Here is a 25,789-nt window from a genome sequence, read left to right as displayed (position 1 = left end):
GGTGGTTCCATGACGAGCGTGAGCAAGGCCGTCGAGGACACGAACCGCCGCATGCTGCGCGCCCGCGACGCGATGGACCGCGCGTACGCCGAGCCGCTCGACGTGCCGTCGCTCGCGCGGGTCGCGCACGTCTCGGAGGCGCACTTCATCCGCACGTTCCGCGCGACGTTCGGCGAGACCCCGCACCGCTACCTGCAGCGTCGTCGCGTCGAGCGGGCGATGCTGCTGCTGCGCGAGACCGACCGCAGCGTCACGGAGATCTGCCTGGCCGTCGGCTTCACGAGCCTCGGGACGTTCAGCCGCACGTTCCGCGACGTCGTCGGCGAGTCGCCGACCCAGCACCGGGCGCGCGGGCCGCTCGCCATCGCGCCGACGTGCTTCACCAAGGCCTGGGTCAGGCCGAGCAGTTTCGGAGAAGCGTCGACCTGACGGCGCTCAGTAGCGTCGGCGGCATGCTGAACTCCATCTCCATCTCCCAGATCTACGTGCTCGACCAGGACGAGGCGCTCGACTTCTACGTCGGCAAGCTGGGGTTCGAGGTCGGCACCGACCAGGACCTCGGCTTCATGCGCTGGCTCACGGTCCGCGTGCCGGGCGACGCCGGCCGGGAGGTGCTGCTCGAGCGTCCCGGCCCGCCGTCGCTCGACCCGGGCACCGCCGAGCAGGTCCGCGAGCTCGTCGCGAAGGGCGCGACGGGCGGCCACCTCTTCCTCACGACCGACGACGCGCACACGACGTACGCGACGCTCAAGGAGCGGGGCGTCGAGCTCACCGAGGAGCCGACCGAGCGGCCGTACGGCATCGACTTCGGCCTGCGCGACCCGTTCGGGAACCACGTCCGGATCGCGCAGACGCACCGCTGACGTGCTCGCCGGGCACGGTGCGCACGTCGCCGCGCCCGGCTCGCAGGTCGGTCCGCCGAGCCCGGCGCGGTCGCAGGGCGGGTGCGGTCAGTCGCCCTCGAGGGCGGGCAGGATCGTCGTCGGGATCATGAACGCGACGGTGATCGACAGGATCCCGCCGACGAACGTCCAGTGGCTCCAGTCGGGCCCCTGGAACGAGAGCGCGAACAGCACGATGCCCGCGGCGAACAGCAGGAACGCGAAGAACGCGCCGACGACGCGCCCCGCGGACTCGGTCCGCTCCTCGTCGCGCGGCGCGATGACCGGATAGCTCATGGGACCCACCTTTCGTCGGGGTCGATCCTGCCCCGTGGCGCGCGGCGTGGCCAACCGCGAGCGACGTGCGGTGACGTCAGCGCAGGGGCAGCGCGCGCGGTGAACGCGGCCCGAACTTCGGGGCGCGACCCGCGAGCGTCGTCTCGATCAGCCGGATCACGCGCTGGCGGTGCCCGCGCCACGGGTCGAGGAGCTCGAGCATGCCCGCGTCGTCCGTGCGCCGGCCCGTGAGCGCCCACCCGACGAGGTGCGCCAGGTGGAAGTCGCCGACCGACACCGCGTCGGCGTCGCCGAGCGCGCGGGACGTCGTCTCGGCGACGGTCCACGGCCCGATGCCCCGGACCGTGAGGAGCCGTCGCCGCGCCTCGGTGAGCGGGAGGTCGACCGCCTCGTCGAGCCGCCGTCCGACCTCGGCCGCACGTCGCACCGCCGACGAGCGCTGGTCGTCGACGCCGGCCTGCCGCCACTCCCACACGGGCATGTCGCGCCACACGACCCACGGCGGTGGCACGCGCATCGACGCTGGCACCGGTCCGGGCGCTGCCGTGCCGTGCCGCGTCACGAGCCGGCGCCACGCCGCGCGGGCGTCCGCCCCGACGACGCGCTGCTCGAGGATCCCGGCCACGAGCGCCGCCACCATGTCGCCGCTCGCCCCGATGCGCAGGCCCGGCACCCTCCGGTGGGCGTCCCGCACGACGGGGTGCAGCGACGCGTCGAAGCCCGACGGGTCGTCGTGCGCACCGAGGATCCGCGGGACCCCCGCGACCGCGCGCTCCGCTCCCGGGCCCCACGCGGCCACGTGCACACCGTCGCGGTGCACCGCCAGCCGCCGGGTCGCCGGTCCGTCGGGCGTCGCGAGCGCGTGCCACAGCGAGCCGTCGGGCGCCGCCCACCAGCACGGGTCAGCCGCGCCGCGGCGGTGGGGCGCGAGCGTCCGCCGGACGTCGAGGCGGTCCGCCGGACGGTAGACGTCGACGAGCACCGGGGCCGTCGCGTGGCCCTCGGGGCCAGGCGCGGGGGAGCCGTCGACCGTCACCCGACCAGTGTGCGCCCTTCCGGATGCCGGTCCGGCGCGCGCCGTGCAGGCTGTGCCGGTGGCCATCCGGGTCGGGATCAGCGGCTGGCGCTACGCCCCGTGGCGTGGCGTCTTCTACCCGCGCGGCCTGCCCCAGCGGCTCGAGCTCGAGTACGCGTCGCAGCGGCTGACGAGCATCGAGATCAACGGCTCCTTCTACTCGCTGCAACGGCCCGAGAGCTACCTCAGGTGGGCCGAGCAGACGCCGGACGACTTCGTGTTCTCCGTCAAGGGGCCGCGGTTCGTCACGCACATGCGCAAGCTCGCCGACGTCGAGACGCCCGTGGCCAACTTCCTCGCGAGCGGCGTCCTCGCGCTCGGCGCCAAGCTCGGCCCGGTCCTCTGGCAGCTCCCGCCGAACCTCGGCTTCCACCCCGACCGGCTCGCCGCGTTCTTCGACCTGCTGCCCCGCACGACGGCCGCCGCGGCGGAGATGTCGACCCGGCACGACGAGCGGCTCGACGACCGGGCGTGGACCACGACCGACGCCGACCGGCGCCTGCGGCACGTGCTCGAGGTCCGGCACCCGACGTTCGAGATACCCGAGCTCGTCGACCTGCTGCGCGCGCACGACGTCGGCCTGGTCGTCGCCGACACCGCCGGTCGGTGGCCCGTCATCGAGGACGTCACGTCCGACGTCGTCTACGTCCGCCTGCACGGCGACACCGAGCTCTACACCAGCGGCTACGAGGACGACGCCCTCGACCGGTGGGCCGCGAAGGTCAGGACCTGGGCAGACGGGGGCGATCCGGCCGACGCGCGACGGCTCCGCGGCGCGGCACCCGCGTCGGACGGCCGCGACGTGTTCGTCTACTTCGACAACGACGTGAAGGTCCGCGCGCCCGTCGACGCGATGGCCCTGTCGGCCCGGCTCGGGCTGCGGACGGAGGTGAGCGCATGAGCGGCGGCATCGCGGTGGCGACCGAGGGGACGACGCTGCGCATCACCCTGGCGGGCGCGGTCGACCTCGCCGTGCGCGAGTCCGCGGCACCCGTGTGGGCGGCGCTCGCCACGGGCGACCAGGACGTGGTCGTCGACTGCGCGGACGTGACGTTCGTCGACTCGACCGGCCTGTCGCTCCTGGTCCGCCTGGTCCGCGACGCGACCGAGTCCGGCCGTCGCGTGCGGGTGCTCGCCGCCCCACGAGCGGTCACGGAGATCCTGGCCGTCACCGGCGTCGACGCCTGGATGCGCGCCCAGGGGGTCGAGGGCGTCTAGGCGGCGGGCCCGCCCCGGACGCCCAGCGGCCGACCTGCTCGTCGCGGATGCGCACCGTGAGGTCGGACGTGATGTCGTAGGCGAGCGCGTCGAGGGTGTCGAGCGCTGACTGGACCTCGGCCACCGTCGCGCCCGGAGGTGCGGGCCCGCCGCGCTCGTGCGCGAGGAGGGCGGTCTCGAGCAGGGCGCCGACCGACCGGTACGCCGGGTACACGGTCTCGCCGAGCCGGCTCCGCAGCGACGGGCCGAAGTAGGTCTCGACGACGGCGAGCCCGCTGTTCAGCTGGTCGTTCCACTCGACGAGGACGTCGTCGTACGCCTGGAGCCGCGCGGTGAGCGCCTCCCGCGCACGGTCGCTGCCGTCGTCGTCCCGGATCGCCCACAGCAGCCGCTGCATCCGGTAGCGACGGCGGTCGAGGAGCCCCGACACGGAGCGGCACACGTCGCCCGCGTGCTGCACGGCCTGCTCGCGCAGGCGCGCCTCGTTCTGCCGCTCCCACGAGCGGTCCTGCAGCCGACGGGCGATGAGACCGCCCGCGACGGTCGTGAGCGCGAAGCCGAGGACGACCGGCAGCAGCTGCTCCCACATGCTGCCCACGGTAGGGCTCGACGACGACCCGCGATCAGTGGCCGCGGAGGCGTTCGATGAGGCGGCGGTCGCGCTTCGTCGGGCGGCCCGCGCCGCGGTCGCGCTGCCCGGCGACGGCCACGTGCTCCTTGGGCGGGACCGCGGGAGAGCGGTCGAGGTAGCAGGCGACGGCGACATCGGCGCCGACGCGCTTGACGACGAGGCGCTGCACGATCACGACGCGCTCGCGGGCGCCGCCGCGGACGTGCACCTCGTCGCCGGGGACGACCTGCGTCGCGGGCTTGGCGCGCTCGCCGTTGACCCGCACGTGGCCGGCGCGGCACGCGGCGCCCGCGGCGGAGCGGGTCGGGAAGAGTCGCACCGACCACGTCCACGCGTCGACGCGGGCTCGGGTCACCTCGGGCATACCCCGACTCTCTCACGCCCGACGCGCCGGGGATCGTCACGACGAAACGCTTCGTCGAAGCGCTCCAACTGGCCGCGACCCGGTCCTCGCCAGCACGCTGCGTCGAGGCGGGCCGCACGTGCCCCGCCGGACGCGCGGGACGTGCCCGCGCCGCCGCCCCCGGGAGGACCACGGATGACGACGACGCTCTCGCGGCGGGTGGCGGGCGCCCTGACCGCCGTGCTGCTGCTCCTCGCCGGCGCGCTCGCGCTGGCCGGCCCGACGCAGGCCGCGGACCCGGTGCGCATCATGCCGTTGGGCGACTCGATCACCGGCAACCCCGGCTGCTGGCGCGCGCTGCTCTGGCAGAAGCTCCAGCAGAACGGGTTCACGAACATCGACATGGTCGGCACGCAGGGCCCGCAGGGCTGCGGGATCGCGCACGACGGTGACAACGAGGGCCACGGCGGCTACCTCGTCACGACCGTCGCCGCGCAGAACCAGCTCGTGCCGTGGCTCGCCGCGACCCGGCCCGACGTCGTCCTCCTGCACTTCGGCACGAACGACGTGTGGAGCGCCCGCACGACGCAGCAGATCCTCGACGCGTACACGACGCTCGTGCAGCAGATGCGCGCGAGCAACCCGCGGATGACGGTCCTCGTCGCGCAGATCATCCCCGTCGCACCGCCGACCTGCGCCGACTGCCCCGGCCGGACCGCCGCGCTCGACGCCGCGATCCCCGCGTGGGCCGCGGGCCTGTCGACCGCGCAGTCGCCGATCGTCGTCGTCGACCAGGCCACCGGCTGGGTGCCCGCGACCGACACGTACGACGGCGTGCATCCGAACGACGCGGGCATCGTGAAGATGGCGGACCGGTGGTACCCGGCGCTCGCGGCGGTCCTGGGGGGTTCGGCGCCGACGGCCACGCCGACCCCGACGATCACGCCGACCCCGACGGTCACGCCGACGCCGACCGTGACACCGACGCCGACGGTCACGCCGACACCGACACCGACGCCGACACCCACGCCGACGTCGGGCGGCGCAGGCTGCAGCGCGCGCTACACGCTCGCGAGCACCTGGCCGGGCGGGTTCGTGACGAGCGTGCGGGTCATCGCGACCCAGCCGATCGCGGGGTGGAAGGTCGCCGTCGCACTCCCGAACGGCACGGTCGCGAACGCGTGGAGCACGCAGAGCAGCGTGAGCGGCAGGACCTGGACGTTCACGAACGCGGCGTGGAACGGGACGCTCGCGACGGGCCAGTCCACCGAGCTCGGCTTCCAGGGCACGGGTTCGGGCGAGCCGTCGTCGGTCACCTGCACGGCCACCGCCCGCTGACGACGACCGACGCCGTCGAGCACAACGTCAGGAGCACTCCGGCGACGCAGGACGCCCCTGATGTTGTGCTCGACGGACGGGGACGGACCGCGGTCACGCGGGGGCCGTCGTCGGGAGCGCGGGCCGTCCGCGTCAGGCGGTGCGCGTGATCTTCACGTGCCAGGCGTCCGGGCCGTCGACGAGCACCTCCGACTCGATGGGCGCGCGCTCGGCGAGCTGCGCGAGCAGGGGGCGCGGCAGGTGCGGCGCGACGAGGATCAGCGACTTCCCGGGGGCGATCGCCTCGAACGCACCGAACACGGTCGCGTGCCGGATGACGTGCGGGATCGTGCGGACGTCGAGCACCGGGTCCGCCTCGTCGTGACCGCCGCAGCCGCAGGTGTGCCCGGCGGGCTCCGCGGTCACAGGAGCGGTGGTGAGGATCTCGACGTTCTCGGCTGCCATGGGGGTCTCCCTCTCGGTGCGGGTGGTGCGGGTCGTACGGGGTGGTGCAGGTCGGTGCCGGGTGGTGTGCCGGTCGGCGTCGACGAGCCGTCGTCGGACGCAGTGCAAGCGGCCGCCGTCAGCGTGTCATCGGTGCTCGGCCGGAGCCCCGGGACGTTCGGCCCGTTCCCAGCCGGGGCGGGGGACGCGCGTCCCCCGCTGGGCGTCGCGGGTCCGGTAGACGACGTACGGGCGGACCAGGTAGCCGACGGGCGCGGACAGCACGTGCACGAGCCGCGTGAACGGCCAGATCGCGAAGAGGGCCATGGCGGACAGCACGTGCGCCTGGAACATGCCGGGCACGTCGGCCATCAACGACGCGTCGGGGCGCAGCGACACGAGCCCGCGGATCCAGGGCGCGATCGAGCCGCGGTAGTCGTAGCCGCCGCCGAGGACCTGGAACAGCACGGTCGCGGCGGTGCCGCAGAGCAGCGTCACGGTGAGGACGACGTACATGACCTTGTCGGACGTCGTGGTGGCCCGCCGGACGGCCGCGACGACGCGTCGCCGGTGGACGAGGATCGCGAGCCCGACGATCGTGAGCACCGCCGCGATGCTCCCGGCCCACGTCGCGACCAGGTGGTACGCGTGCTCGTGGATGCCGACCGCCTCGAGCCAGGCTCGCGGGATCAGCAGCCCGACGACGTGCCCGCCGATGACCATGAGGATCCCGACGTGGAACATCGGCGACCCGATCCGCAGCAGGCGGCTCTCGTGCACCTGCGACGAGCGCGTCGTCCAGCCGAACTGGTCGTGCCGGTACCGCCACACGTGCCCGACGACGAACACGGTCGCGGCGACGTACGGGACCACGACCCAGAGCAGCACGGCGGTGGACGTCATGCGGGCACCTCCGTCGGGCGCACGGTCGGGAAGGGGAGCAGGGGCGCGGACAGCCCGACGGTCTCGCCGGGCGGCCCGGACGCGACGAGGTCGGCGAACCGCTCGGCGGTCGCGGCGTCGACCGCCGGCAGCGTCCGGCAGACCGCGTCGAGCACGTGCGCGTAGGGGCTGCGCGCGTCGTGCAGCGCGGACCGCAGGAGCTCGAGGCCCTCGCGGTGCGTACCGAGCAGCGCGTCGACGACGGGTCCGGGTGCGCGCGCGGACAGCTCGAGGACCGCGGGGAGGAAGTCGGGCAGCTCGTCGTCGCTCGCCTCGAACCCGCACGCGCGGTAGGCCTCGCGGAACGTCACGAGCGCCATGCCGCGTCGTCGCGTGTCGCCCGCCGAGTAGTACGACAGGTAGAGCGCGCAGCGTCGCCGCAGGTCGAACGTCGCGACGTAGTGCCCCTGCTGCGCGGCGAGGTCCATCGCGCCGACGGCGTCGAGGTGCGCGCGGAACGCGTCGGCGACACCGTGCGGCAGCCCGGCCACGGTCGACCGGAGGAGGTCGTGGTGCGCGCGCACGTGCTCGGTCGGGTAGTCGAGCAGCATCGCGGCGGCGAGGTGCGCGATCGCCCGCTCGCCCGTCGTGACGCGGACGGGGTCGAGGAACGGCAGCGTGCGGCGGCTCATGCGTGCGCCCCCGTCGGGCCGGCGCCGTAGCCGGGCTGTCCCTTCGCGGGTGGGAAGAGTCCCGCGTCGCGCTCGTCGCCGCCCCAGTTCAGCAGGTTGACGCGCGTCGGCCGGTCGGACGCGGACGCCGGCGCCGGGTGGAACGACTCGACCCCCACCGCCGGCCGCGCGAGCGCGGCGGGTCGCTCACCCCGCGCCCGCGGCCCGCCCATCCCCGGACCGCCCGCGCCGTCGAGCGAGCACCCGAGCCCGCCCTCCGCGATCTCGTCCAGCGCGCGGGCGGACTCCGCGTGCGCGGGCGGGACGACGTAGCGGTCCTCGTACTTCGCGATCGCGAGCAGCCGGTACATCGCCTCGACCTCGTCGCCCGTCATGCCGACGGTCGCCGCGATGCGCGGGTCCTGCTCGACGCCGAGGTTGACGTTGCGCATGTGCGCGCGCATCGCCGCGAGGCGCCGCAGGACGGTGGTCACCGGACGGGTGTCGCCCGCGGTGAACAGCCCGGCCAGGTACTCGACGGGGATGCGCAGCCGGTCGATCGCGGCGAACAGCGTGCGCGCGTCCTCGCCGTCGTTGCCCGACCCGGACACCACGTCGACGACCGGCGACAGCGGCGGGACGTACCAGACCATCGGCAGCGTCCGGTACTCGGGGTGCAGCGGCAGCGCGACCTCGAACCGCGAGATGAGCGCCCACACGGGCGAGCGCTGCGCGGCGAGCACCCAGTCGTGCGGCACCCCGTCGCGCTCGGCCGCGGCCATGACCTCGGGGTCGGACGGGTCGAGCAGCACGGAGCGCTGCGCGGCGAGGAGCTCGTGCGGGTCCTCGACCGACGCGGCCTCCAGCACGCGGTCGGCGTCGTACAGCACGAGGCCCAGGTACCGCAGCCGGCCGACGCACGTCTCCGAGCACACCGTCGGCAGCCCGACCTCGAGGCGCGGGTAGCACAGCGTGCACTTCTCGGCCTTGCCCGTGACGTGGTTGAAGTAGACCTTCTTGTAGGGGCAGCCCGACACGCACATGCGCCAGCCGCGGCACGCGTCCTGGTCGACGAGCACGATGCCGTCCTCGGCGCGCTTGTACATCGCGCCCGACGGGCACGACGCGACGCACGACGGGTTGAGGCAGTGCTCGCAGATGCGCGGCAGGTAGAACATGAACGCCTGCTCGAGCTCGGCCTTCACGCGGTCGCTCATCTGCGCCAGGACGGGGTCCTTCTCCATCGTCGCCGCGGACCCGCCCAGGTCGTCGTCCCAGTTCGCCGACCAGGTGATCTTCGTGTCCTCGCCCGTGAGGAGGGACTTCGGCCGGGCGACGGGCGTGTGCTCGCCCTGGGGTGCCGACAGCAGCACGTCGTAGTCGTACGTCCACGGCTCGTAGTAGTCGCTCACCTCGGGGAGCCGGGGGTTCGCGAAGAGGTGGGACAGCTTGGTGAACCGGCCGCCCGAGCGCAGACGTATCCGGCCGCGCTTGTTCAGCGACCAGCCGCCGCCCCAGCGGTCCTGGTCCTCGTACGTCCGCGGGTAGCCCTGGCCGGGCCGCGTCTCGACGTTGTTGAACCAGACGTACTCGACGCCCGCGCGGTTCGTCCACGCCTGCTTGCAGGTCACCGAGCACGTGTGGCACCCGATGCACTTGTCGAGGTTCATGACCATCGCCATCTGGGCCATCACGCGCATCAGTACGTCACCTCCTGGGACCGGCGGCGGATCGTCGTGACCTCGTCGCGCTGGTTGCCCGTCGGGCCGAGATAGTTGAAGGCGAACGACAGCTGCGCGTAGCCGCCGACGAGGTGGCTCGGCTTGAGCAGGACACGCGTCAGCGAGTTGTGGATGCCGCCGCGCAGGCCCGACGTCTCGGACCGCGGCACGTCCACCGTCCGGTCCTTCGCGTGGTACATGAACACCGTCCCGGCGGGCATGCGGTGCGACACGACGGCGCGTGCGACGACGACGCCGTTGCGGTTGTACGCCTCGACCCACTCGTTGTCGGTGACGCCGATGGTCGCGGCGTCCTGCGGGGACATCCAGATGGTCGGGCCGCCGCGGGACAGCGTGAGCATGTGGAGGTTGTCCTGGTACTCGGAGTGGATCGACCACTTCGAGTGCGGGGTCAGGTAGCGGACCGCGACCTCGGCGTGCCCGTCGGACCCGGGCGCCCCGGACGCGGCCGTCGAGCCCGGGCGCGCGTCGCCGAACAGCCGGTGCAGGTCGAGCGGCGGCCGGTACACCGGCAGGTTCTCGCCGAGCTCGCTCATCCAGTCGTGGTCGAGGAAGAAGTGCTGGCGCCCGGTGAGGGTGTGCCACGGCTTGAGGTGCTCGACGTTGATCGTGAACGCCGAGTACCGGCGCCCGCCGTGCTCCGACCCCGACCACTCGGGCGACGTCACGACCGGGACGGGCCGCGCCTGCACGTCGGGGAACGTGATCCGCTTCCCCTCGTGGTCCCGGGCGAGCGACGCGAGCTCGGTGCCCGTGCGCTTCTCGACGCGCTCGAACCCCTGCACCGCGAGCCGCCCGTTCGTCGTGCCGGACAGCGCGAGGATCGTCTCGCACACGTGGCGCGCGTCGTCGAGGCGCGGCTGACCGGCGGCGACGCCCTCGCGGACGGTCCCGTTGACCCGGCCGAGCTCGGCGACCTCGACGTCGGGGGAGAACGCGACGCCCTTCGTCACCATGCCGACCCGCGCGGTGAGAGGGCCGAGCGCCGCCCACCGGTCGGCGAGCGTCGCGTAGTCGCGCTCGACGACGACCAGTCTCGGCATCGAGACACCGGGGACCCGCCCCATCGCCTCCGGGACCGCGCCGTGCGGCGCCGCGAGCTCGTCGGGGGTGTCGTGCAGCAGCGGCACGGCCACGAGGTCCTCGCGCGTGCCGAGGTGGTCGGCGGCGAGCGTCTGGAACGCGCGGGCCAGGGTGAGGAACACGTCGAAGTCGGTCCGGGTCTGCCACGGCGGCGCGATCGCCGGGTTGAACGAGTGCACGTACGGGTGCATGTCGGTCGTCGACAGGTCGTGCTTCTCGTACCAGGTCGCGGCGGGCAGCACGACGTCGCTGAACAGCGTCGTCGACGTCATGCGGAAGTCGCTCGTGACGAGCAGGTCGAGCTTGCCGCGGGGCGCCTCGTCCCGCCACGTCATCGACTCCGGGCGCCGGCCGGGCTCCGACTCGGGCGCACGCACCGCCGAGTCGGTGCCGAGCAGGTGCCGCAGGAAGTACTCGTTGCCCTTGCCGGACGACCCCAGGAGGTTCGCGCGCCACACCGTGAGCACGCGCGGGAAGTTCGCCGGGTCGTCCGGGTCCTCGCACGCGTACCGCAGGCGACCGGCCTCGAGCTCGTCGACGACGTGCTGCGCGGGGTCGACGCCCTTCGTCCGCGCTTCCGCCACCAGGTCCAGCGGGTTGCGGTCGAACGTCGGGTACGACGGCATCCAGCCGCGCTGCGCGCTCTCGACCAGGCAGTCCGCCGTCGTCCGGCCCGCGAACCGGCCCTCCGCGAGCGGCGACGCGAGCGCGTCGGCGGGCAGGCCGTCGTAGCGCCACTGGTCCGTCGCGAGGTACCAGAAGGCGGTGCCGATCATCTGCCGTGGCGGCCGCACCCAGTCCAGCCCGAACGCGTACTGCGCCCATCCCGTCACGGGCCTGCACTTCTCCTGCCCGACGTAGTGCGCCCAGCCGCCGCCGTTGACGCCCTGGCAGCCGGTCATCGACATGAGCGCGAGGAAGGTGCGGTAGATCGTGTCCGAGTGGAACCAGTGGTTGGTGCCCGCGCCCATGAGGATCATCGAGCGGCCGCCCGAGTCCTCGGCGTTCTGCGCGAGCTCGCGGCCGATCCGCGCCGCCGTCGCCGCCGGGACGGACGTGATCTCCTCCTGCCACGCGGGCGTGCCGGGTGTGGAGGCGTCGTCGTAGCCCGTCGGCCACTCGCCGGGGAGCCCGTCACGGCCGACGCCGTACTGCGCGAGCAGCAGGTCGAACACCGTGGTGACCACGCGGTCGCCGACCCGTGTGACCGGCACGCCCCGACGCACGACGCCCGCCCCGCCCTGGTGCTCGGCGCCCGCCTCCGGGGGCAGGTCGAAGCGCGGGAGGTCGACCGCGACCGCGTCGCCCGCGGCGGCGTCCACGTCCCGGATCGAGAGCACCGGCTCCACGTCGCCGAGGTCGAGGTTCCAGCGCCCCTCCTGCGCGGGGTCGAACCGACGGCCCAGCGACCCGTTCGGCACGTGCGGCGTCCCGTCCGCGTCGAGGACGACCGTCATGAAGGCGGCGTCGCGCGCGCCGGCGTCGTCGCCCGCGGCCGCGCCGAGCGCGTCGGCCGTGAGGAACTTGTCGGGCACCCAGGCGTCACCACGCTGCTTCAGGGTGATGAGGTGCGGCGCGTCCGTGAACCTCCGCAGGTAGTCGACGAACCGCGCGGTGCGCTTCTCGACGAGGAACTCCCGCAGCACGACGTGCCCCATCGCGAACGCGAGCGCGCCGTCGGTGCCGGGGTGCGGCGCGAGCCACTCGTCGGCGAGCTTGGTGTTGGCCGCGTAGTCGGGGGAGACGGCGACGACCTTCTGCCCGCGGTAGCGCGCCTCGGCGAGGAAGTGCGCGTCGGGCGTGCGGGTCACCGGGACGTTGGAGCCCCACATGACCAGGTACGACGCGTTCCACCAGTCCGCGGACTCGGGGACGTCGGTCTGGTCGCCGAACACCTGCGGCGACGCGACGGGGAGGTCGGCGTACCAGTCGTAGAACGACAGCATGGTCCCGCCGAGCATCGAGACGAACCGCGCGCCCGACCCGTGCGACACCATCGACATCGCGGGGATCGGCGAGAACCCGGCCACGCGGTCCGGCCCGTACTCCTTGATCGTGTGCACGTGCGCGGCCGCGACGATCTCCGCCGCCTCGTCCCACGTCGCGCGGACCAGCCCGCCCTTGCCGCGCGCCGCCTTGTACGCGCGCGCCGTCTCCGGGTCCGACGTGACCTCCGCCCACGCCGCGACCGGGTCGCCCGTCCGGGCCTTCGCCTCGCGGTACGCCCGCAGCAGCACGCCACGCACGTAGGGGTAGCGGACGCGCGTCGGCGAGTACGTGTACCAGGAGAACGACGCACCCCGCGGGCAGCCCCGCGGTTCGTACTCGGGGGAGTCCGGGCCGACCGTCGGGTAGTCGGTCTGCTGCGTCTCCCACGTGATGATGCCGTCCTTGACGTACACCTGCCACGAGCACGAGCCCGTGCAGTTCACGCCGTGCGTCGACCGCACCACCTTGTCGTGCGACCAGCGGTCCCGGTAGAACGCGTCGCCCTTCCGGCCGCCCTCCAGGAACAGGCTGCGCAGGTCCCGCGACACCGTGCCGGGGCGCAGGCGCGAGACCACGGTGAGCAGCGCGTCGACCGCGCGGTTGTCGGTGCGGGCCGCGGACGGTCCGGGACCGGGGTGCCGGGGAGCGGGCACGGAGACCTCCGGGGGGAGACGGCGGACCGGGTCAGCTGGGGCGGGGTGCGCCGGGACGCGCGTACTGCACCCAGGTCAGGACGGTGCAGGCGGCGAAGTAGACGGCGCAGCCGACGAAGAACGCGGTGGGCGACCACGCCGACAGGGCCATGCCGACGAGGAACGGTCCGAACGCCGCGCACGCGGACGTGAACCCGATGACCCCGCCCGCACGGCGTCGGTCGAAGATCATCGGCATCTGCTTGAAGGTGCCCGCGTTGCCGATGCCCGCGAACGTGAAGATCAGCAGCATCCCCGCGAGGAACCAGCCGAACGTGCTCGTGTCCGTCGGGCGCAGGAAGAACAGCGTGAGCACCGTGCTGAGCGTCATGCCGATTCCCGACACGAGCGTCCACACGGCACCGCCGAACCGGTCGCACAGCGGGCCCCACGCGGCGCGCGTGATCGAGCCGAGCAGCGGGCCGAGGAACGCGAACTTCAGCGGGTCGGGCGCGTTCTCGAAGCCGCCGAAGAGGTTGAGCGTGAGCAGCCCGAGCTGCGCGGCGAACCCGGAGAACGCGCCGAACGTCATCACGTAGATGGCCGTCATGAACCACGTGTGCCTGTCGCGGAAGATGTCGAGCTGCTCACGCATGTTCGCCGTGACGGGCACGCGCTTGAGGTACAGCGCCGCGAGCCCGATGCCGAGCAGCACCCACGGCACGAGGACGAGGCCCGCGTTGTGCAGCCACATCGGGCCGCCGTCCGCCTGCTCCTGCGGTGTCAGCGCGGCCGTGCCGAGCAGGCCGAACCCGATCACCCACGGCACGAGGAACTGGATGAGGCTGACGCCGAAGTTGCCGAGCCCCGCCTGCAGGCCGAGCGCCGTGCCGGCCATCCGCTTGGGGAAGAAGTAGCTCGTCGACGGCATGAACCCGGCGAACGCGCCGCCGCCCAGGCCCGCCGCGACGGCGAGCAGCAGCAGCACCGCGTACGGCGTGGACGGGTCGCGGACCGCCATCGTCCAGCCCGCCATCGGCAGCAGCATGAGCGTCGCCGTGCCGCCGACCAGCGTGCGCGTCCCCAGCATCGGCGGCAGGAACGTGTACGCCATCCGGAACAGGCCACCGGCGAGCCCCGGGATCGCGACGAGCCAGTACAGCTGCTCCTTCGACAGGTCGTACCCGATGACGTTGAGCCGGGGCGCGATCGCGCTCACCAGGTACCAGACGCAGAACGCGAGCGTCAGGTTGTACGTCGTGATCCAGAGCGTCCGCCACGCGAGGCGCTTGTCCCACGTGGACTCGTCCTCGGGGTTCCAGTTCGCCAGGTCCGGCGCGAGCGTCGTCGTCGGTGCCGACATCGGGTCCTCCTCGTGGTGCGCCGGGATGGGGCGCCGGGGACCGGTGCCGGTCCCCTCGGCGTGAGCATCCCGACCTGTCCACCCCGCGCTCCACCGCGAGTGCCGTGAAAAACCCGTCCGCCCTCCGACGGGCAGTCCGTCCGTCCCCGCACAGGCGTCGACCCCGTCGTGGAGCCCGGCGACGGGGCATTCCCGGGCTCCATGACGGGGTCGTCGGTGCGGGTCGGATCAGGTCGTGCGGGCCGCGCGGAGGGTGAGGACGCAGTGGTGCGGTTCCACGAACGGGTGGAGCTCCGCGGCCTCGACCGGGCCGCCGACCGCGTCGAGCACGCCCTGCGCGAGGCCCAGGTGCACGCTGCACACGACGTCCGGGCGCTCGCGGGCCAGGTCGAGGAACGGGCACCGCCACAGGTGGAACTGCAGCGGCTCGTCCTCGAGGTCGGGGTCGAACCCGAGCCGGTCGAGATGCGCGGACAGGGCGTCGAGCTGCCGCTGCTCCGGCGGCGCGTCCGGCGACGACCGCGGCGTCGGTGTGTGCAGCGCGGTCACCGCACGCGCCGCGAGCTCGCGGCCCGCGGCCCGGGCGGTCTCGGGGACGGACTCGACGGGCTTGCCGTAGCCCTGCAGCAGCACCCGGCTCAGCGCGGCACCCGCGATCGCGTCCTCCAGCCGGCGCGCGGCGACGGGGTCGGTCCGCACGTCCTGCGACGTCACGGCCCGGTAGACGATCCGCGGGCGGCCGCGCGTCGTGCGGACCTCGGGCTCGCGGTGCACGAACCCGTCGAGCACCAGGCGCTGCAGGTGCTCGCGCGCGGTGTTCTCGTGCAGGCCGGTGCGGTCGGCGAGCTCGCCGACCGTCTGCGGGCCGCCGCTCTGCAGCAGGTGCAGCAGGTCGACGCGGCTGCCCGAGCCCAGCGTGCGGGCCGCTGCGGTGCGTCGGGACATGCGCCGATCATCGAGGCGGAGCGACGTGCGCGGCTCGGGACCTCGGTCCCATCCGCAGGCCAGGGGCGTAAATCTACGGTCGAGCCGTGAATACCCCTGGCCTGCGCGGACGGACCGTCCTCCTGGTGCCCGTCGCGGTCGCGCTGCTCGCGGGCCTCGACGCCGCGCTCGTCCTGCTGGGCCTCCCGGCACCCGTCACGACGCAGCGGCTGCCCGACGTGCACGGCGCGCTCATGGTGCTCGGCTTCGTCGGTGCGCTCGTCGCACTCGAGCGCGCGGTCGCCGTCGGGCGGCTGCTCGGCTACGCCGCGCCCGCGCTGCTCGGGCTCGGCGGGCTCCTGCTCCTGTCGCCGCTGCCGCTCGCGGCCGGACGCGCCGCGCAGCTCGGCGGGGCCGTCGCGCTCGTCGGCCTGTACGGCGCGGTGTGGCGACGCCAGCCCGCCGCCGCCGTTGCCGTGCAGGGGCTCGGGGCGCTGCTCGCGGTCGGGTCGACGGTGCTGTGGCTCGGCGACGTGCCCGTCCCGCGGCTCGTGCCGTGGTGGGTCGGGTTCCTCGTGCTGACCGTCGCCGGCGAGCGCCTCGAGCTGATGCGCGTCGCCGCGCCGCCGCCCGTCGCGGAGCGGGGCGTCGTCGGCGCCGCGCTCGCGTTCCCGGTCGCCGCCGCGCTCGCGCTGCTGTGGCCGACGGTCGGGTATGCGGCCCTGGGCATCGTCCTGCTGGTGCTCATGGGCTTCCTGGTCCGCTACGACGTCGCGCGCCGCACCGCACGGGCGTCGGGCCTGCCGCGGTTCATGGCCGTCGCGATGCTCGCGGGATACGGCTGGCTCGGCGTCGCGGGGACGCTGTGGCTGGTCGGCGGCCCGCAGCTCGCCGGGCCCGGGTACGACGCCGTGCTGCACGCGGTGTTCCTCGGGTTCGTGCTCTCGATGGTCATGGCGCACGCGCCCGTGATCCTGCCCGCGGTGCTGCGCCGGCCGCTGCCGTACCGCCCCCTGATGTACGGGCCTCTCGTCGCGCTGCACCTGACGCTCGCGCTCCGGGTCGCCGTCGGGGACGCGCGTGACCTGCCCGCGGTCGTGCAGGTCGGTGGCGTCGGCAACATCGTCGCCGTCCTCGCGTTCCCCGTCGTCGCGGTGCTGTCCGCCCGCGTGGCCGGTCGTGGCGCACCGCCCCGACCGCGCACCCACGGCCACCCCGACCGCCCCGTCGCCGTCCCCGCTGACCCGGCGACGGGGCTCCCGACCACCGCCACCGCGACGGCGTCCGCGTCGCCCTCCGCCTCCGCGGGCGCGTCGACGTCGGCGCCCCGAGGCCGCGCCGGAGGGCCGGGAGGGCCGGGAGTGCCGGGTGCGCCGGGTGTCGCCGCCGCGCCCGCGCGCACCGCGGAGGTGACCGCGTGAACCGCGCGTCGTGGCACCTGCGTGCCAACGCGCTCGTCGGCGCGTGGCTCGTCGCGGCTGTCGCCGCGACCGTCGTGCACCGCAGCGTCCCCGCGGCGCCGTGGCTCATGGTGCATCTGCTGCTGCTCGGCGCGGTGAGCACCGCGATCCTCGTGTGGAGCCAGCACTTCGCCGACACACTGCTGCGCCGGCCCGCACCCGGCGGTCGCCGGGGCCACACCGCGCGGCTGGCCGCACACACGCTCGGGTCGGTGCTCGTCGTCGCCGGGTTGCTCGGGAGCGTCTGGCCGCTAGTCGTCGCGGGCGGGGCGCTCGTCGCGGGCGGCGCGGTGGCGCACGTCGTCGTCCTCGCGCGGCAGGGACGCGGTGCGCTTCCGTCGCGGTTCGGGCCGATGGTCCGGTACTACGTCGCGGCGAGCGCGCTCCTCCCCGTCGGCGTGACGCTCGGCGTCCTCATGGCGCGCGGCGACCTGTCCGGCGAGGCGCACGGGCGCGCGTACGTCGCGCACGTCGCGCTGAACCTGCTCGGGTGGGTCGGCCTCACGGTGCTCGGGACGCTCGTCGTGCTGTGGCCGACGGTCCTGCACGCCCGGATCGACGAGCGCGCGGAGAAGGCCGCGCCGCGCGCGCTGCCCGTCGTGCTCGCCGGACTGGTGGTGGTCGGCGCGGGGTCGGCGACGGGGTGGCGCCCGCTCGTGGGTGTCGGCTGCCTGGTCGTCGTCGCGGGCTGCGGTGTCATCGCCAGGTCCATGGTCGACCAGATCCGCACCGCGGCGCCCCGCACGTACGCCGCCTGGACCGTCGGTGCCGCGGTCCTCTGGCTCGTCGGCTGCACGGTCGCGTACGGCGTGATCGTCGCGACCGCGCCGTCGTGGGCCGCCGCGGTCGACGGCGTGAAGGTGCTCGTGGCCCCCTTCGCCGTCGGCTTCGCGGCACAGGTGCTCGTCGGGTCGCTGTCGTACCTGCTGTCCGTCGTCCTCGGCGGCGGACCGTCGACGGCCCGCGCGACCGCCGCGGAGCTCGACCGGGGCGCGCTCGTCCGGCTGGTCCTCGTCAACGGCGGGCTGCTCCTCTACGTCGTGCCCGCGCCCGCCGCCGTCCGGGTCGTGTGCTCGTTCGTCGTGCTCGGCGCGCTCGTGACGTTCCTCGTGCTCGCGGTCCGCGCCGCGCTGGTGGCCCGTCGCCCCGCGCCGTCCGGGCCGGTCGCGCGGCCCGCGGGTGTCCCGACCGTGGGAGCCGAGCCCCGGCGGCACCGGTCCGGCGCCGCGGCCGTCGGCGTCGGGGCGCTCGCGCTGGTCGTCGCGGTCGGCGTGGCGCTCGACCCGCCCGCGGCCGGCATCGGACTGGTGTCCGCAGCGGGCGCCGAGGGGGTCGTGGCCACCGGCCGGACGACCACCGTGCAGGTCGAGGCGCGAGACATGCGATTCTCGCCCGACCGGATCGAGGTGCCCGCGGGCGACCGGCTCGTGGTCGAGCTCGTCAACGCCGACGACGACGTGCACGACCTCACCCTCGCGACCGGCGCGACGACGGGCCGGATCGCGCCGGGGGACTCGGCGACGCTGGACGTCGGCGTCGTCGGGCGGTCGGTCGACGCGTGGTGCGCGGTCGCCGGGCACCGGTACATGGGCATGACGCTCGACATCGTCGCGGTCGGCGGGACGGTGCCCGCGGAGGAGGCGGACGCGGCGGAGCGGCCGGACGACGGGACCGACGGGGACCCGACGGTGTCCGCGCACACCGACCACACGAGCCACGGCACGCCCGGTGCCGCCGCGACCGGCCCCTCCGCGGCCGAGGACCTCGACCTCATGGCGACCCCGGCCGACGACGTCGTCGCGCGCGACGCCACCGCCCCGCCGTCGGAGCCCGCGGGCCGCACGCACCGCCGCACGATCACGGTCCGCGAGGTCGAGCGCGAGGTCGCACCGGGCGTCACGCAGACGCTGTGGACGTTCGACGGCACAGCACCGGGACCGGTGCTGCGCGGTCAGGTCGGGGACCGGTTCGAGATCACGCTCGTCAACGACGGTTCGATCGGCCACTCGATCGACTTCCACGCAGGTGAGCTGGTCCCCGACGACACGATGCGCACGATCCCGCCGGGGGAGTCGCTGACGTTCTCGTTCACGGCGACGCGCAGCGGCATCTGGATGTACCACTGCTCGACGATGCCGATGAGCCTGCACATCGCCAACGGCATGTTCGGTGCCGTGGTCATCGACCCGCCGGGGCTGCCGCCGGTCGACCGCGAGTACGTCGTCGTGCAGTCGGAGCTCTACCTCGGGCCGCAGGGCGGAGTCGCGGACCCCGCGCGCCTCGCGACGCGGATTCCTGACCTCGTCGTCCTCAACGGCTACGCGCACCAGTACCGCGACCGCCCGCTGCGCGTGACCGCGGGCGACCGGGTCCGGTTCTGGGTCCTCGACGCCGGCCCGAACCTGTCGTCGGCGTTCCACGTCGTCGGCGCGCAGTTCGACACGCTGTACCGCGAGGGCGACTGGGTCCTCCGCGACGGCGGCTCGACGGGCACCGGCGGCGCGCAGGTGCTGTCGCTCGCACCTGCCGAGGGCGGCTTCGTCGAGCTGACGATCCCGCAGGCCGGCACCTACCCGTTCGTGTCCCACGCGATGAGCGACGCCGAGGCCGGCGCGTCCGGCCGGCTCGTCGTCACCGCCCCCTGACGCCCCGCGCCGGCGACGTACGGTGGACGGCATGACCACCAGCACCACGTCGTCGTCGCCTGCCCGCCGTCCGGACCGCACCGTCGCCATCAGGGGCGGCTACGTCGTACCGGTGGCGGGACCGCCGGTCGAGGGCGGCACGGTACTCGTCGTCGACGGCCGGATCGCCGCGGTCGGCACGGACGTCGAGGTGCCCGACGGCACACGTGTGATCGACGCGACCGGGCGCTGGGTCCTGCCGGGCTTCATCGACGGGCACGCGCACGTCGGTCTGCACGAGGAGGGCGAGGGCGCCGCCGGGAACGACACGAACGAGATGGTCACGCCCAACACCGCGGGCGTCCGGGCGGTCGACGCCGTGAACATCGAGGACGAGGGATTCCGCGACGCGCTCGTCGGCGGCATCACGTCGGTCGTCGTGAAGCCCGGCTCGGGCAACCCGATCGGCGGCCAGTCGGTCGCGATGAAGACGTGGGGTGGCCGCACGGTCGACGAGCAGGTGATCTCGGCGTCGGTGAGCGTGAAGTCGGCGCTCGGCGAGAACCCGAAGCGCGTGTACGGGGAGCGCAAGCAGCTCCCGTCGACGCGCCTCGGCACGGCGCTCGTAATCCGCGAGGCGTTCACCAAGGCCCGCCACTACGCGGCCGCGCGGGCCGTGGCGGCGACCAAGGGCGAGCCGTTCGCCGCCGACCTCGCCCTGGAGACCCTGGCGCGCGTGCTCGACGGCGAGCTCGTGTGGGACCAGCACACGCACCGGCACGACGACATCGCCACCGCGCTGCGTCTCGCGGACGAGTTCGGCTACCGGCTGGTCGTGAACCACGGCACGGAGGCGCACAAGATCGCCGACGTGCTCGCCGAGCGCGACGTGCCGGTGATCTTCGGCCCCATGTTCACGAGCCGGTCCAAGGTCGAGCTCCGCGACCGCGCGATCGAGAACCTCGCGGCCATCGCGGCCGCGGGCGTGCGCGTCGCGATCACGACCGACCACCCCGTCGTGCCGATCAACTTCCTCGTGCACCAGGCGACGCTCGCCGTGAAGGAGGGCCTGCCGCGGCAGACCGCGCTCGAGGCGCTCACGACGAACCCCGCGTCGTTCTTCGGGCTCGACGGCCGCGTCGGCGCGCTCGAGCCCGGCCGCGACGGCGACGTCGTCGTCTGGTCGGGCGACCCGCTCGACGTGCACGCCCGCGCGGAGCACGTCCTCATCGACGGCCGCACGGTCTACACGTGGGACGAGGCCGCGCACCGGGGTCGCGTCGTCGAGCGCGCGGAGCGCTTCGCCGTCTGACGCGCCTCGCGTGCTCCCGCGAGCTCGTCACGCCGCGCCGAGCTCGTGAGCTGGAGCTGACGACCTCGACGCGAGCGCACGCACTCGCGGGCGGGGGTCGACAGGAACGCGCGGAAGGGGCGCCGCCCGGCGGTGCGGACGACGCCCCTCGACGAGCAGCGGGCGTCAGCGGCGCAGCTCGAGGTACTTCGAGATGAGTGCCTTCGTCGACGGGTCCTGCGCGTCGAGCGCGGACGTGTCGCCCTCGACCGCCGGCGCGATCTCGAGCGCGAGCTTCTTGCCGAGCTCGACGCCCCACTGGTCGAACGAGTCGATGCCCCACACGACGCCCTGCACGAACGTGATGTGCTCGTAGAGCGCGATGAGCTGACCCAGCACCGACGGCGTGAGCGACGGCGCGAGGATCGACGTCGTCGGGCGGTTCCCGGAGAACACGCGCGCGGGCACGATGTCCTCCGCCGTGCCCTCGGCGCGCACCTCGTCCGCGGTCTTGCCGAACGCGAGCGCCTTCGTCTGCGCGAAGAAGTTCGCGAGGAACAGCCCGTGCACGTCGGTGTCGCCGTCCTTCAGCGGGTGCGCGGGGTTCGCGACCGCGATGAAGTCCGACGGGATCAGGCGCGTGCCCTGGTGGATGAGCTGGTAGAACGCGTGCTGGCCGTTGGTGCCGGGCTCGCCCCAGAACACCTCGCCGGTCTGCGTCGTCACCGGCGTGCCGTCCCAGCGGACCGACTTGCCGTTGGACTCCATCGTCAGCTGCTGCAGGTACGCCGGGAAGCGGTGCAGGTACTGCGCGTAGGGGAGGACGGCGTGCGTGTGCGCGCCGAGGAAGTTGACGTACCAGATGTTCAGCAGCCCCATGAGGACGGGCACGTTCTGTCCGAACGGCGTCGTCGCGACGTGGGTGTCGACCGCGTGGAAGCCCGCGAGGAAGTCGCGGAACGCGTCGGGCCCGATCGCGATCGCGAGCGACGTGCCGATGACCGAGTCGACCGAGTAGCGTCCCCCGACCCAGTCCCAGAACCCGAACGCGTTGGCGGGGTCGATGCCGAACGCCGCGACCTTGTCGAGCGCCGTCGACACCGCGACGAAGTGCTGCGCGACGGCCGCGTTGCGGGCCTCGTCCGTGTCCTCGGTGCCGAGCTCGCGCCACAGCCAGTCGCGTGCGAGGCGCGCGTTGGTCAGCGTCTCCAGGGTGCCGAACGTCTTCGACGCGACGATGAACAGCGTCGTGCGCGGGTCGAGGCCCTTGACCTTCTCGGCCAGGTCGGTCGGGTCGATGTTCGACACGAACCGCACCTCGAAGCCGTCCTGCACGTACGGCTTGAGCGCCTCGTACGCCATGACGGGGCCCAGGTCCGAGCCGCCGATCCCGATGTTGACGACCGTCTGCACCCGCTCGCCGGTCACGCCCGTCCACTCGCCGGACCGGACCCGGTCGGCGAACGCGAACATCTTCGTCAGCTCGGCCTGCACGTCCGCGTCGACGTCCTGCCCGTCGACGACGAGCCTCGGCGTGGCACCCACGGGGCGGCGGAGCGCCGTGTGCAGCACCGCGCGGTCCTCGGTCACGTTGATGTGGTCGCCGCGCAGCTGCGCCTGCAGCCGGTCGGCCAGGCCGACCTCGTCGGCGAGGCGCACCAGGAGCGCGAGCGTCTCGTCCGTGACGAGGTTCTTCGACAGGTCGACGTGCAGGTCGGCGAGCGGGAACGACAGGCGCTCCGCGCGGGCCGGGTCCGCGGCGAACCAGCCGCGCAGGTCGGCGTGCAGCTCGGCCTCGTGGGCGGACAGGTCCTGCCACGCGCTCGTGCTGGTGGCGTCGATGGGGTGCGAGGACACGGGTCTCCCTCTCGGAGCGGGTGATGGGTGCGCGACCGCGCTGGCCGTCCCAACCTAGTGCGCCCCGCCGACCGGTCGCACGGGACGTCCGTCGGTCCGCCCGCACGTCGGACGCGGGTACCGTGACCCGGTGCACCGGATCCCCACCGCCCTGATCGCCGCGCTCACGCTCGTCGTCGGGTTCGCCGTCGCGCAGGCCACCGACGTGCGCGCGCTCGGGGGAGCGGTGCTGCTGGCCGGCGGCGCGTGGTGCGCGGTGCGCGCGTGGCGACCGGCGGGACCGGTCCGGACGGTCGCGGTCCTCGTCGTCGCCGCCGCGTGCTTCGTCGTGTCCCACCTGCTCGCGCCGCACCTCGGTGCCTGGCCGTCCGTCCTGCTCGTGGCGGTCGTCCTGGCCGCGGTGACGTGGACGCTCGTCGACCGCCCGACGGCGGCCCTGCGCGCGCAGGCCTGACGCGCCGGGCGATCAGCCCAGCGCGTCCCGCACGAGCGGCGCCACCTGCGTGCCGAGCAGCTCGATCGCGTGCATCGACTCGGTGTGCGGCACGCCGGACAGGTCCATCTGGAACGCCTGCCGGTCGTGGTGCAGGACGCCGTGCAGCGCGACGATCCGCTCGGCGACCTCCTCGGGGTGCCCGACGAAGTACGCGCCGCCGCGCGCAGCCTGCGACTCGAACGCGATCCGGTTGGGCTGGGCGAACCCGCGCTCGGACGCGATGCGGCGCAGGGAGTCGTGCCAGTACGGGTAGAAGAAGTCGCGCGCGGTGCGTGGGTCGTCGGCGACGAAGCCCATGCCGGCGACGGACACGAACGGCTGCTCGGGGCGGCCGGGCCGGGTCGAGGCGGCGTACGACTCGCGGTAGAGGTCGACGAGCGGCGCGAACGACGCGGGCTGCCCGCCGATGATCGCGTAGGAGACGGGCAGGCCCAGCGCGCCCGCGCGTGCCGACGAGCGGGGGTTGCCGCCGGTGGCGATCGCGATGCGCAGGTGGGGGCCGAGGCCCGGCTTGTCGAGCGGACGGGGCAGGACGAGGGCGTCGTCGAGCGGCGCGCGGAACCGGCCCGACCAGGTCGTGCGCTCGGCCTCGTCGAGGCGCAGCAGCAGGCCGATCTTCTCGTCGAAGAGCGCGTCGTAGTCGTCGAGGGACGCACCGAAGAGGGGATAGGACTCGATGAAGGAGCCGCGTCCGGCGAGCAGCTCGACGCGCCCGCCCGAGTACAGGTCCATGGTCGAGAACTGCTGGTGCACGCGGACGGGGTCCTCGGTGGACAGCACGGTGACGGCGGAGCCGACGGTGAGGCGCGACGTCTGCGCGAGCGCCGCGGCGATCACGGTCGCGGGGGAGGAGATCGCGTAGTCGGGGCGGTGGTGCTCGCCGATGCCGACGTAGTCGAGGCCGACCTCCTCGGCGAGGCGGATGCGCTCGAGGATCTCGCGCAGCCGCTGGTCGGGGGAGACGGTCGCTCCCGTGGTCGGGTCCGGGTGAATGTCACCGAAGGTGTACAGGCCGAGCTCCATGCGTCGTCCAACGTGGCAGGCGTCCGACCTGTTCCACCGACCCGCTAGCACGGCGCGGGTCTTCTCGCACGTCGGAGGGCCTGGGCGCGCTCCCACCTGCGGAGATGTCGACGGCGTGACGCGGTCTCGGCTCGTGATTCGGCTGTGTGAACGGTCGGTCACGATGTGGTCACGGTCACAGATGGACACTTGACCGAGATTAGTAAGGACGCTCTACTAACAAACGTGACGACGACCACCACGCCCGGCTCGGCGGCCGGCAGCGGGACCGCCCGGCCCGTCGGACGCGCGCTGCGTCCCACGGCCAAGGCGCTGCCCGAGCACGGTCGCGCGCACAACCGGTCGATGGTCCTCGCGCACCTCTTCCACGTCGGCCCGTCCTCGCGCGCCGACCTCGCACGCAGCACCGGGCTCACCCGCGTCACCGTCTCGGGCCTCGTCGCGGAGCTCATCGCCGAGGGCCTCGTCGAGGAGCTCGGCGTCCGCGCCGAGGGCAAGGTCGGCAAGCCGGCCACTCTCGTCGGGATGCGCACCGAGGCCTACCAGGTCGTCGCCGTCGACCTCACCGACGACACCCGCCTGCACGGCGCGGTCATGAACCTCGACGGCACGGTGGTCGCGCGCCGCTCGGTCCCGCTCGACGGCCGGACGGGGGAGAGCGCGGTCGAGCTGCTCGACGCGCTGTGCCGCGACCTGCTCGACGCCGCGCAGCGGACCGTCATCGGCGTCGGCATCGCGTCGCCCGGCGTCATCGACCCCGCGGGCGTCGTCGTCCAGGCCCCCAACCGGGGCTGGTACGGCGTGCCGCTCGCCGCGCGACTCACCGCCTCGCTCGGCGTCCCCGTGCACGTCGCGAACGACGCCAACACCCGCGCGCTCGCCGAGTTCACCTACGGCGACGCGAGCGGGAAGGGCACGATCGTCGTGACCGTCGGGCAGGGCGTCGGCGCGGGCATCGTGGTCGACGGCGCCCTCGTCCTCGGCCGGCACCACGCCGCGGGCGAGATCGGCCACGTCACGGTCCTCGACGGCGACACGCCCGAGCGGCCCGCGCCGTGCGCGTGCGGACGCGAGGGCTGCCTCGAGACCGTGCTCTCCGTCCCCGCGCTGCGCCGCCGCACCGCGGGACGCGACCCCCAGGACTCCGACGCCGAGCTGGCGTCGGTCGGACGGCTGCTGGGCATCGCCCTCGCACCCGTCGTCAGCGCGCTCGACCTCGCAGAGGTCCTGCTCTCCGGCCCCTCGGAGCTGCTGGACGGCCCTCTCCGCGAGTCGGCGCTCGCCACCCTCCGCACCCGCACCATGCCCGTCATCGGCGACGGCCTGGCGCTGCGGATGGGCTCACTCGACGAGGACGGGACTCTCGCCGGCGCGACGGTCCTCGTCCTGTCAGGTCAGCTCGGGGTCACGTGACGACCCCGAGCCGACCCGTTGCAGTCGGAATCACCACCCCGGCGACGCCGTTCGGCGCTCGCCTCGCTCACGGGAGGAACCCCAACGTGAAGATGCTACGTTTCGCGGCCGTCGGCGTGGCAGCCGCGCTCAC

General features: G+C 74.0%; 23 protein-coding genes. 10 read left to right on the top strand and 13 right to left on the bottom strand.

Translation table 11 applies throughout. The features are described 5' to 3' along the window. The first annotated feature begins 9 nt into the window (after positions 1-9). Positions 10-429 (top strand): helix-turn-helix domain-containing protein, encoded by a 420-nt coding sequence (locus OMK64_RS01080; RefSeq protein ID WP_272726110.1) that lies wholly within the window; start codon positions 10-12, stop codon positions 427-429. Between the two features lie 23 nt (positions 430-452). Continuing rightward, complete coding sequence (locus tag OMK64_RS01075; RefSeq protein ID WP_272726109.1) at positions 453-863, top strand: VOC family protein; 411 nt, start codon at positions 453-455, stop codon at positions 861-863. Positions 864-950: 87 nt separating this feature from the next. On the opposite strand, the gene OMK64_RS01070 is transcribed toward OMK64_RS01075, so the two are convergent. Together OMK64_RS01070 and OMK64_RS01065 are read right to left on the bottom strand one after the other, a co-directional pair. Then, on the bottom strand, positions 951-1,178 hold the full coding sequence (locus OMK64_RS01070) for a hypothetical protein (protein ID WP_272726108.1): 228 nt from the start codon (positions 1,176-1,178) through the stop codon (positions 951-953). A 76-nt stretch (positions 1,179-1,254) separates the two neighbouring features. After that, positions 1,255-2,214, bottom strand: a complete 960-nt coding sequence (locus tag OMK64_RS01065; RefSeq protein ID WP_306469199.1) for a DNA-3-methyladenine glycosylase family protein — start codon at positions 2,212-2,214, stop codon at positions 1,255-1,257. A gap of 52 nt (positions 2,215-2,266) precedes the next feature. Here OMK64_RS01065 and OMK64_RS01060 point away from each other — a divergent pair, with 52 nt between their 5' ends. Beyond that, positions 2,267-3,154 carry a DUF72 domain-containing protein gene (locus OMK64_RS01060; protein WP_272726107.1) on the top strand — a complete coding sequence of 296 codons (888 nt, stop codon included), beginning with the start codon at positions 2,267-2,269 and terminating at the stop codon, positions 3,152-3,154. After that, positions 3,151-3,471 carry an STAS domain-containing protein gene (locus tag OMK64_RS01055; protein WP_272726106.1) on the top strand — a complete coding sequence of 107 codons (321 nt, stop codon included), beginning with the start codon at positions 3,151-3,153 and terminating at the stop codon, positions 3,469-3,471. Before OMK64_RS01060 ends, OMK64_RS01055 begins: the two co-directional genes overlap by 4 nt. Here the strand turns inward: OMK64_RS01055 and OMK64_RS01050 are convergent. Together OMK64_RS01050 and hslR are read right to left on the bottom strand one after the other, a co-directional pair. Then, positions 3,422-4,060: a hypothetical protein gene (locus tag OMK64_RS01050; RefSeq protein ID WP_272726105.1), complete on the bottom strand. Its 639-nt coding sequence runs from the start codon at positions 4,058-4,060 to the stop codon at positions 3,422-3,424. The two genes, OMK64_RS01055 and OMK64_RS01050, sit on opposite strands and share 50 nt — an antisense overlap. Positions 4,061-4,094: 34 nt before the next feature. Continuing rightward, entirely contained in the window at positions 4,095-4,466 is a 372-nt protein-coding gene (hslR, locus tag OMK64_RS01045) for an Hsp15 family ribosome-associated heat shock protein (RefSeq protein ID WP_272726104.1), read from the bottom strand. 174 nt (positions 4,467-4,640) lie between these two features. Here hslR and OMK64_RS01040 point away from each other — a divergent pair, with 174 nt between their 5' ends. After that, entirely contained in the window at positions 4,641-5,783 is a 1,143-nt protein-coding gene (locus OMK64_RS01040) for a GDSL-type esterase/lipase family protein (RefSeq protein WP_272726103.1), read from the top strand. A gap of 132 nt (positions 5,784-5,915) precedes the next feature. Here OMK64_RS01040 and OMK64_RS01035 read toward each other — a convergent pair whose 3' ends face one another. The 7 genes from OMK64_RS01035 to OMK64_RS01005 form a co-directional block, all read right to left on the bottom strand. Continuing rightward, complete coding sequence (locus OMK64_RS01035) at positions 5,916-6,227, bottom strand: DUF2249 domain-containing protein (protein ID WP_272726102.1); 312 nt, start codon at positions 6,225-6,227, stop codon at positions 5,916-5,918. Positions 6,228-6,353: 126 nt separating this feature from the next. After that, the gene (gene narI / locus OMK64_RS01030; RefSeq protein ID WP_272726101.1) at positions 6,354-7,109 is read right to left on the bottom strand and encodes a respiratory nitrate reductase subunit gamma; all 756 of its coding nucleotides are present in this window, start codon (positions 7,107-7,109) and stop codon (positions 6,354-6,356) included. Beyond that, the gene (gene narJ, locus OMK64_RS01025; protein ID WP_272726100.1) at positions 7,106-7,780 is read right to left on the bottom strand and encodes a nitrate reductase molybdenum cofactor assembly chaperone; all 675 of its coding nucleotides are present in this window, start codon (positions 7,778-7,780) and stop codon (positions 7,106-7,108) included. The genes narI and narJ overlap by 4 nt, the downstream gene beginning before the upstream one ends. Next, positions 7,777-9,459, bottom strand: a complete 1,683-nt coding sequence (gene narH / locus OMK64_RS01020) for a nitrate reductase subunit beta (RefSeq protein ID WP_272726099.1) — start codon at positions 9,457-9,459, stop codon at positions 7,777-7,779. Before narH ends, narJ begins: the two co-directional genes overlap by 4 nt. Next, positions 9,459-13,226 (bottom strand): nitrate reductase subunit alpha, encoded by a 3,768-nt coding sequence (locus OMK64_RS01015; RefSeq protein ID WP_374694049.1) that lies wholly within the window; start codon positions 13,224-13,226, stop codon positions 9,459-9,461. The genes narH and OMK64_RS01015 overlap by 1 nt, the downstream gene beginning before the upstream one ends. Before the next feature lie 31 nt (positions 13,227-13,257). Then, the gene (locus OMK64_RS01010; protein WP_272726098.1) at positions 13,258-14,568 is read right to left on the bottom strand and encodes an MFS transporter; all 1,311 of its coding nucleotides are present in this window, start codon (positions 14,566-14,568) and stop codon (positions 13,258-13,260) included. A 228-nt stretch (positions 14,569-14,796) separates the two neighbouring features. Beyond that, a complete protein-coding gene (locus OMK64_RS01005; protein WP_272726097.1) occupies positions 14,797-15,513 on the bottom strand; it encodes a helix-turn-helix transcriptional regulator in 717 nt (238 codons plus the stop codon). Between the two features lie 86 nt (positions 15,514-15,599). Between OMK64_RS01005 and OMK64_RS01000 the strand changes: the two genes are divergently transcribed. From OMK64_RS01000 to OMK64_RS00990, 3 genes are read left to right on the top strand one after another with little or no spacing between them, the layout of a single operon-like run. Then, positions 15,600-16,913, top strand: coding sequence for a DUF8744 domain-containing protein (locus OMK64_RS01000; RefSeq protein ID WP_272726096.1), 1,314 nt, complete (start codon positions 15,600-15,602; stop codon positions 16,911-16,913). Beyond that, a complete protein-coding gene (locus OMK64_RS00995) occupies positions 16,910-19,597 on the top strand; it encodes a multicopper oxidase domain-containing protein (protein WP_272726095.1) in 2,688 nt (895 codons plus the stop codon). The genes OMK64_RS01000 and OMK64_RS00995 overlap by 4 nt, the downstream gene beginning before the upstream one ends. Positions 19,598-19,628: 31 nt before the next feature. Continuing rightward, positions 19,629-20,888: an amidohydrolase gene (locus OMK64_RS00990; RefSeq protein ID WP_272726094.1), complete on the top strand. Its 1,260-nt coding sequence runs from the start codon at positions 19,629-19,631 to the stop codon at positions 20,886-20,888. A gap of 165 nt (positions 20,889-21,053) precedes the next feature. Here OMK64_RS00990 and pgi read toward each other — a convergent pair whose 3' ends face one another. Continuing rightward, entirely contained in the window at positions 21,054-22,724 is a 1,671-nt protein-coding gene (gene pgi / locus OMK64_RS00985; RefSeq protein ID WP_272726093.1) for a glucose-6-phosphate isomerase, read from the bottom strand. Between the two features lie 130 nt (positions 22,725-22,854). Here pgi and OMK64_RS00980 point away from each other — a divergent pair, with 130 nt between their 5' ends. After that, on the top strand, positions 22,855-23,178 hold the full coding sequence (locus OMK64_RS00980; protein WP_272726092.1) for a hypothetical protein: 324 nt from the start codon (positions 22,855-22,857) through the stop codon (positions 23,176-23,178). A gap of 12 nt (positions 23,179-23,190) precedes the next feature. On the opposite strand, the gene OMK64_RS00975 is transcribed toward OMK64_RS00980, so the two are convergent. Further along, a complete protein-coding gene (locus OMK64_RS00975) occupies positions 23,191-24,243 on the bottom strand; it encodes an LLM class flavin-dependent oxidoreductase (protein ID WP_272726091.1) in 1,053 nt (350 codons plus the stop codon). 225 nt (positions 24,244-24,468) lie between these two features. On the opposite strand from OMK64_RS00975, the gene OMK64_RS00970 reads away from it, so the two are divergent. Next, positions 24,469-25,656: an ROK family transcriptional regulator gene (locus OMK64_RS00970; RefSeq protein WP_272726284.1), complete on the top strand. Its 1,188-nt coding sequence runs from the start codon at positions 24,469-24,471 to the stop codon at positions 25,654-25,656. Positions 25,657-25,789 lie beyond the last annotated feature (133 nt).

It is taken from the genome of Cellulomonas fimi, from assembly GCF_028527925.1.
GTDB classification, from domain to species: domain Bacteria; phylum Actinomycetota; class Actinomycetes; order Actinomycetales; family Cellulomonadaceae; genus Cellulomonas; species Cellulomonas fimi_C.
This window is presented reverse-complemented; position numbering and strand designations above follow the sequence as displayed.

Bases quoted from the DNA above. Each gene is read 5' to 3' on its own strand.
- OMK64_RS00990 (WP_272726094.1), top strand. From the start codon at position 19,629: ATGACCACCAGCACCACGTCGTCGTCGCCTGCCCGCCGTCCGGACCGC.
- OMK64_RS01055 (WP_272726106.1), top strand. From the start codon at position 3,151: ATGAGCGGCGGCATCGCGGTGGCGACCGAGGGGACGACGCTGCGCATC.
- OMK64_RS01075 (WP_272726109.1), top strand. From the start codon at position 453: ATGCTGAACTCCATCTCCATCTCCCAGATCTACGTGCTCGACCAGGAC.
- OMK64_RS01080 (WP_272726110.1), top strand. From the start codon at position 10: ATGACGAGCGTGAGCAAGGCCGTCGAGGACACGAACCGCCGCATGCTG.
- hslR (WP_272726104.1), bottom strand. From the start codon at position 4,466: ATGCCCGAGGTGACCCGAGCCCGCGTCGACGCGTGGACGTGGTCGGTG.
- narH (WP_272726099.1), bottom strand. From the start codon at position 9,459: ATGCGCGTGATGGCCCAGATGGCGATGGTCATGAACCTCGACAAGTGC.
- OMK64_RS01010 (WP_272726098.1), bottom strand. From the start codon at position 14,568: ATGTCGGCACCGACGACGACGCTCGCGCCGGACCTGGCGAACTGGAAC.
- OMK64_RS01005 (WP_272726097.1), bottom strand. From the start codon at position 15,513: ATGTCCCGACGCACCGCAGCGGCCCGCACGCTGGGCTCGGGCAGCCGC.
- OMK64_RS01040 (WP_272726103.1), top strand. From the start codon at position 4,641: ATGACGACGACGCTCTCGCGGCGGGTGGCGGGCGCCCTGACCGCCGTG.
- narJ (WP_272726100.1), bottom strand. From the start codon at position 7,780: ATGAGCCGCCGCACGCTGCCGTTCCTCGACCCCGTCCGCGTCACGACG.
- narI (WP_272726101.1), bottom strand. From the start codon at position 7,109: ATGACGTCCACCGCCGTGCTGCTCTGGGTCGTGGTCCCGTACGTCGCC.
- OMK64_RS01050 (WP_272726105.1), bottom strand. From the start codon at position 4,060: ATGTGGGAGCAGCTGCTGCCGGTCGTCCTCGGCTTCGCGCTCACGACC.
- OMK64_RS01035 (WP_272726102.1), bottom strand. From the start codon at position 6,227: ATGGCAGCCGAGAACGTCGAGATCCTCACCACCGCTCCTGTGACCGCG.
- OMK64_RS00975 (WP_272726091.1), bottom strand. From the start codon at position 24,243: ATGGAGCTCGGCCTGTACACCTTCGGTGACATTCACCCGGACCCGACC.
- OMK64_RS01070 (WP_272726108.1), bottom strand. From the start codon at position 1,178: ATGAGCTATCCGGTCATCGCGCCGCGCGACGAGGAGCGGACCGAGTCC.